Annotated in this window: 4 protein-coding genes and 3 pseudogenes; 3 read left to right on the forward strand and 4 right to left on the reverse strand. The window is 55.2% G+C overall.

All coding sequences use genetic code 11. From position 1 onward, the window contains the following. Positions 1 to 89 precede the first annotated feature (89 nt). Entirely contained in the window at positions 90 to 3,065 is a 2,976-nt protein-coding gene (locus A3722_RS01970; protein WP_037955028.1) for a Tn3 family transposase, read from the forward strand. Between the two features lie 56 nt (positions 3,066 to 3,121). Here the strand turns inward: A3722_RS01970 and A3722_RS01975 are convergent. The 4 genes and pseudogenes from A3722_RS01975 to A3722_RS25055 form a co-directional block, all read right to left on the reverse strand. Beyond that, a pseudogene (locus tag A3722_RS01975) lies at positions 3,122 to 3,472 on the reverse strand (ZIP family metal transporter); the annotation flags it as partial. Between the two features lie 2 nt (positions 3,473 to 3,474). Next, the gene (locus tag A3722_RS01980) at positions 3,475 to 3,927 is read right to left on the reverse strand and encodes a DUF411 domain-containing protein (protein WP_009827359.1); all 453 of its coding nucleotides are present in this window, start codon (positions 3,925 to 3,927) and stop codon (positions 3,475 to 3,477) included. A gap of 20 nt (positions 3,928 to 3,947) precedes the next feature. Then, positions 3,948 to 4,412: pseudogene (locus A3722_RS24630) on the reverse strand (M23 family metallopeptidase); the annotation flags it as partial. 57 nt (positions 4,413 to 4,469) lie between these two features. Continuing rightward, positions 4,470 to 4,943, reverse strand: a pseudogene (locus A3722_RS25055) (SCO family protein); the annotation flags it as partial. 178 nt (positions 4,944 to 5,121) lie between these two features. On the opposite strand from A3722_RS25055, the gene A3722_RS01990 reads away from it, so the two are divergent. Both A3722_RS01990 and A3722_RS01995 read left to right on the forward strand, forming a co-directional pair. Then, entirely contained in the window at positions 5,122 to 5,550 is a 429-nt protein-coding gene (locus tag A3722_RS01990) for a MerR family transcriptional regulator (protein WP_009827357.1), read from the forward strand. Between the two features lie 55 nt (positions 5,551 to 5,605). After that, a complete protein-coding gene (locus A3722_RS01995; protein WP_009827356.1) occupies positions 5,606 to 6,220 on the forward strand; it encodes a cation transporter in 615 nt (204 codons plus the stop codon). Positions 6,221 to 6,302 lie beyond the last annotated feature (82 nt).

Here is a 6,302-nt window from a genome sequence, read left to right on the forward strand (position 1 = left end):
ACTTCCCGTTGTCAAGCCATATTGGCGGACGGAACGGGTCGTTCCGCCTAACGAGCGTTTCACGGACTTGGGACAAAAGAGGGTATTTTATGGCACGGCGACAAATATTGACGGCAAGTTTTTGGTCTCGGCTGATGGCACCACCCTCGAAGGATCGAGAAGTCGCGATGTATTGCACGCTCACCCCGGATGAGATCGAGGTTGTCGCCAGAAAGCGAACAGCTGCTGCGCGTCTGGGCTATGCCGTATCATTGGCTTATCTACGCCATCCCGGGCGGGTTCGTAATGTTGGAGAACAGGCCAACGACGTGATGCTGGCCTTTCTTGCAGATCAGGTTGATGCCAGCGCCTCCGATCTCGCGGTCTATGATCAGCGCCCGCAGACACGACGCGAACATATCGCGCAAATTATAGCTCGGTTTGGATACAAGGCGTTCACAAAACCCCTTGTGCGGGAGTTTGTTCATTGGCTGACACCATCTGCCGGAGAAGACCCGCGGGCCGAGCCTTTGGCAATTTCGTTGATTGAAGAACTGAGGCGGCGACGTATCCTGATCCCGGCGCGCCGTACCGTTGAACTGATTGTCAGGCATGCGATCCGGCGCGCGGAAAATGTCAGGATTTCCGCTCGGACCCGAGATCTGTATCCGGATCACCCCGACGCCCTGCGTGCATTGATTGCGCCACCTGAATCGGGCGAGGTGTCGACGCTGAGCTGGCTGAAAGCAGCACCCAAATCAGCGTCCTCCAAATCCATCAAGGCTGTTCTGGATCGCCTGAAGGTGGTTCGGGCGATCGGCCTGCCCAACAGTTTGCGTCAGAATATCTCGACATCAGCGCTCGACAGATTGGCAGGCGAAGGCTTGCGGATCACGGTGCAAAATCTGCGGCGTATGGCCTTGCCTCGGTTGCTGGCAGTTTTGTCGGCCGCCTGCCTGCGGCTGGAAGAACAGCTTACCGATCTTGCACTGGATATGTTCGACAAATTGCTGGGCCGAAGCTTTCGAAAGGCGGAACAACAAAGTTCCGACAAAGCGTCCAGGCTCCTGATGGACATCATCCGCCCTTTACAGTCACTCAAAGCATTTTGCCGTGAGGCTCTGACTGCCCGCCTGCAGACCGGTGATCTCAACGGAATATTGGACACGGCCAATTGGGACGAGATCGAGAGTGCGACATCCGCAATTGAAACCGCCCTCGGAGACGGAAAGCCCGACAAATATACTGAACTCATCGGAAAATATCAGACCGCCCGCCAGTTTGCGCCCATGATATTAAGGGGTTTTAGCTTCAAAGGTGCGGCCAGCGCTGCCAGCCTTCTGCGCGCGATAGATCTTTTGCGCGTTATGTATGAGGCGAACAAGCGCAGCCTGCCCGACAACCCGCCAACCGGGTTCATCCGGAAGGTTTGGCGCCCATTTGTCTTTCCGGCGCCCGGGGAGGTCAACCGGCGCGCATACGAGCTCTGCGTCTACTTCGAATTGCGTGATCGTCTTCGGGCAGGGGATGTCTGGGTCGCAGGAAGCCGGCAGCGACGCAACTTCGACGATCGGCTCATCCCCAAAGCCACCTTCGAGATCTTGCGTACCGAGGAGTCGTTGCCGATCGCCGCCGCGGCGGATGCAGAAACCTATCTTTCAGAACGGCAACAGCAGATCGAGGAGGCCATGGCCATTGTCGCGGCCCGTGCCGAAGCGGGGACGCTGCCGGATGCCGCCATTCAGGGTGGCACCCTGAGCATCACCCCGGTCAAAGATGAAACACCCGACGCCGCCACGGCCATGAGCCGACTGGCTTATGGGCAATTGCCACAAATCAAGATCCCCGACCTGCTGACAGAAGTGAACGCCTGGACCGGATTTGCGGAGTGCTTCACCCATTATCGCTCGGGCAAACCGGCGACAGATCAAAAGGCGCTGTTTGCCGCTGTCCTTGCCGATGGGGTCAATCTGAGTGTATCCCGCATGGCCGCGGCAACCCACAATCTGTCTGCCCGGCAAATCGCGTGGGCTCATGATTGGCATTTGCGCGAGGAGACCTATTCTGACGCTTTGGCTTGTCTGATCGACATGCAACGCGAGCTCCCTCTGGCCAAACTCTGGGGGGACGGCGTGACATCATCCTCAGATGGGCAGTTCTTCCGGGCCGGTGGCCGCGGTGAGGCCTCTGCAGATATCAACGCAAAGTACGGACGCACCCCAGGTCTCAAATTTTACACCCACATCTCAGATCAGTTCAGTCCGTTCCACTCGACGGTCATCACCGCCACCGAAAGCGAAGCGCCTTTCGTTTTGGATGGTCTGCTTCGCCACCAATCAGGCGTCGCAATCGAAGAGCATCACGTGGACACTGGCGGCGCGACGGATCATGTCTTTGCCCTGTGCTATCTCCTGGGGTTCCGCTTCGCGCCACGCTTGCGAAACTTCAAGGATCGCAAATTGTATCTCCTGCCCGGAATGAAGCCCCCGGCCATCATGACACCCTTCATCGGCGGCACCATCAAAGCAGGTCACATTGTCGACAACTGGCCTGAAATCCTCAGGCTGGCGACCTCCATCAAGGCCGGGACTACCACTGCTTCTGCGATCCTTAAAAGCCTGTCCGCATATCCCCGGCAAAACGGACTCGCAATTGCCTTGCGCGAACTGGGGCGATTGGAGCGGACCCTCTTTTCCCTGGAATGGATGCGCAGCCTTGAGTTGCGAAAAAGAACCAGCGCAAGTCTAGCCAGAGGAGAAGCCCGAAACGCCCTCGCGCGCGGGGTCTTCTTCAACCAACTCGGTGAAATGCGCGATCGCAGCTATGAGCATCAGATCCACAAAGCGTCGGGCCTCAACTTCCTGGTTGCCGCCATCATCCTGTGGAACACCAAATACCTGGAAGCCTCAATCACTGATCTGAGGAAAAACGGAGTAGCCATCCCAAACGAAATTACCAAACATATCGCACCACTTGGCTGGGCCCATGTAGGATTGACCGGGGACTACCTGTGGAACATGAACCCACCACTCAGCTCAGATCGCCTCAGGCCACTTCGGAAACACGAGATACAGGACGCCGCATAAGTTCTCCGTTCGTTCGCACGGCCCGGACAAAAATGACACTTTTATGTAGTGACCCCAGATGCGGCCTCAGGACCTTCGCGCCCTGAACTGAAGTGCTCATGCGGGATCACTTCGTTCATAATGGCAACTGCCCCCATCCCAAGCAGGATCGCAACGCAGACGATCAATGCCGGGATCGCCCCATCCCCGTATCGAATTTCAGCAACATCGAGCGCTGGAATGATCAACGAGAAGAACGAAGCCGCCAGCATCACCCTTGCGGCAAAGCCAAGAGAGATGTCGCGCCATTTTCGCGAGGGAGTGCTGCCAAAGAGAACCGGAACGGCACCGACGGACGTCATAAGACCAGCTGCAAGGCTTCCATAAAAGCCCAAGGCGATAGGAGATAGGGTCGTGAGCGCCTCCATGTTCAATTTGCCGGATAGGAAGAGAATATCTCGGTGCTACCGTCCTTTTTCACCAGAAAGACATCGTAGGCGTCGGAAGTTTCCCCAAAATCCATGCCGGGTGAGCCGATTGGCATACCGGGCACCGCAAGACCGACTGCATCCGGGCGGTCCTCAAGAAGCCGCCTAATGTCGGCAGGTGGCACATGCCCTTCTATCGTGTAGCCCTCGACCGTTGCGGTGTGGCATGAATACATTGAAACAGGGATACCCCGATCCATTTTCAAACGGATCAGTGCTCCCCCAATATTTTCGCCCTCGGGTAAGAAACCAGCGTCTGAAAGTCTGTCCATCCAAGCCACACAGCATCCGCAGCCGCGCGTCTTGGCGACTTGAATGGCCGTCTGGGCAGCGGCGGCCGTTGACACGGTCGCCAGCAGCACGGCGCCAAAGATCAGTTCAATTTTGGGGAACATGCGTTATCCTACTCGATTGTTCATATTTCGTCGCTAAGCGTCGCTGTAAACAGCGCGCGTGTTTTCTCAAGGAGCGCTGACGCACCCGCGGTATCAGGATTTTCTACCGAGGCGATCAGTTCCTTTCCAAGCGGGTTGATCGGCCGGCCGTCTATCCGTACTTCGTAGTGCAGGTTGGGGGCTGTCGCAGTACCTGTCTCGCCTACCTGACCAATGACTTCTCCGGCAAGTACGTGGTTTCCGGTTTTCAGTCCATTGGGTACGGCGCTCAAATGGGCATACCGGGTCATCGTGTTGGAGCCGTGAGATATCTCCACCACTTGGCCATATCCTTTCTGCCATCCAATAAAGGAAACCCTGCCCGGTGCGGTCGCGCTGATTGGCGTCCCTTTAACGGCTGCGTAATCGACACCAGTGTGCATTCGAACGTTGCCGTAAATTGGATGTTTGCGCCTTCCGAAAACCGAAGATATTCGGACGAATTCGCATTGCGGATCCAACAATAGAAAGGACGAAGTATGGCGCATGGTGTAACCATCGGGTGCAGCTTCATCCTCGGTGCGCTGATAACAAATTTTGATAGCTTTAGCAGTATGTTGGATCTGTTCCTGCGGGCCACTTAGCCCGAGGATGTTGGGGCCGAATTGGGGGATATAGCTGGCCAGAACATTGAGCATGTCCCGTTCCGGGTCGACTGTGGTGAAAAGAGGCTGCACGGCTTCACCTTTTGCGCCCAGATCGCCCATTACCTGTGCGATTGTTGCCAAACTCATCGGGCAGTCGTCTGGTGAGTTGGACAATCCGAAGAAGATGAGTATCCATCGACCGCGAAAATCTTCGTCAACCTGCATCATTCCATTGTGGTCAGTTAACTCGAAATCCGCTAATAAACTCTCTGCGACAGACACTCGAGCAGCGGCAATCGGGATCTGGCCACGCTCTGATACCCAAAACCCGCCAGCGATGGCGACGGCTACCGCTACTATGGACCAGAGAGTTATTCGCACCTTTTTCATTGCCAGTTTCGCCCTTTAAAAAAATCACCTCTCGGGTGGGATACAAGCTATAGTCGGTAGAGGTTCAAGCAAAAAGATACTTGATACGATATCATGTCACGACTTTGTGAAACCTCGGTCTTTTCAAGGAAGTTAGATCTTTGATAAGCTACAGTCACTTTAGATTAAAGGAACGCATATGCTGGCAATTGGAACACTCTCGCGGAAGACTGGGACCAAGGTTCAGACGATCCGCTACTACGAACAGATTGGATTGATGAACGAGGCCGGGCGGACGTCAGGTGGGCAACGGCGATATTATGAGAAGGATCTCGACCGGCTCGCTTTTATTCGACACTCGCGTCAACTGGGCTTTTCGCTCGACTCTATCCGCGAGCTTCTGGATCTGTCCGACAATCCATCTCAATCCTGCGTAGATGCGGACTCTATCGCGCGGCGGCAACTTCGCCAAGTCGAGCAGCGGATTAAGCGTCTTCAGGCCCTCAAGAAAGAGCTGAAACGTATGGTTGCTGAGTGCGATGGCGAAAGCGTTGCAGAATGCAAGGTTCTTGAAGTGCTGCGTGACCACTCAGAATGTTTAACCAATCATGATGAAATTGGAGCATAGTGCCTCGCCGTCGACTGCTATATGAAAACGAGAAAAACTGAAAGATTCTAAGGATATGTCAGAACAGACACTCGATTTATCGAATGAGAAAGAGCACCGCACGCTCTGGACCGTTCTTGGCCTCAATATTGCAATCGCTGTGGGATTCTTTGCGACTGGTGCTATTGGTGATTCCAACTCTCTGATCGCTAACGGACTTGATAATACGTCTGACAGCATGGTCTATGGCATCAGTTTGCTGGCCTTGTCCCGTTCATCCAAATGGAAGCGTGGGGCCGCAAACGTCTCAGGGGGTTTGCTTTTGATCTTTGCTGTCGGCATTTTGATTGACGCTTGGAGGCGCTATATCGGCGGTTCCGAACCTTTGGGAACGCTGATGATCTCAATGTCGCTGGTCGCCGCTGCAGTTAATCTGGCCTGTATCTGGCTGCTTGGACGCCTGAAAGAACCGGACGTCAATATCCGGGCTGCCAACACTTTCAGCGTTAACGATTTTGCCTCGAACGGCGGTATTTTGATCGCGGGTGGACTTGTCTGGTGGCTGGGCGGCAATTGGCCGGACCTTGTTGTTGGGGTACTGGTAGCGGCCATTGCTGCATGGGGAGGCATCTCTATCCTGCGGGATGCGCATGGCGAGCACCATAAAGCCATGCATGGAGATCAAACATGACCGCTGCTTGGGTCTATACGCTGATCTCGGCAGCGGTTGTGACCTTGGGCTATCGTTGCGGTCAATGTGCGCCCCCCCCCCC

Source organism: Sulfitobacter sp. HI0027 (assembly GCF_001634775.1).
Lineage (GTDB): Bacteria > Pseudomonadota > Alphaproteobacteria > Rhodobacterales > Rhodobacteraceae > Sulfitobacter.

What these genes read in the sequence shown, in the direction of transcription:
- A3722_RS01980 (WP_009827359.1), bottom strand. Translation starts at nt 3,927, where the DNA reads ATGTTCCCCAAAATTGAACTGATCTTTGGCGCCGTGCTGCTGGCGACC.
- A3722_RS01990 (WP_009827357.1), top strand. Translation starts at nt 5,122, where the DNA reads ATGCTGGCAATTGGAACACTCTCGCGGAAGACTGGGACCAAGGTTCAG.
- A3722_RS01970 (WP_037955028.1), top strand. Translation starts at nt 90, where the DNA reads ATGGCACGGCGACAAATATTGACGGCAAGTTTTTGGTCTCGGCTGATG.
- A3722_RS01995 (WP_009827356.1), top strand. Translation starts at nt 5,606, where the DNA reads ATGTCAGAACAGACACTCGATTTATCGAATGAGAAAGAGCACCGCACG.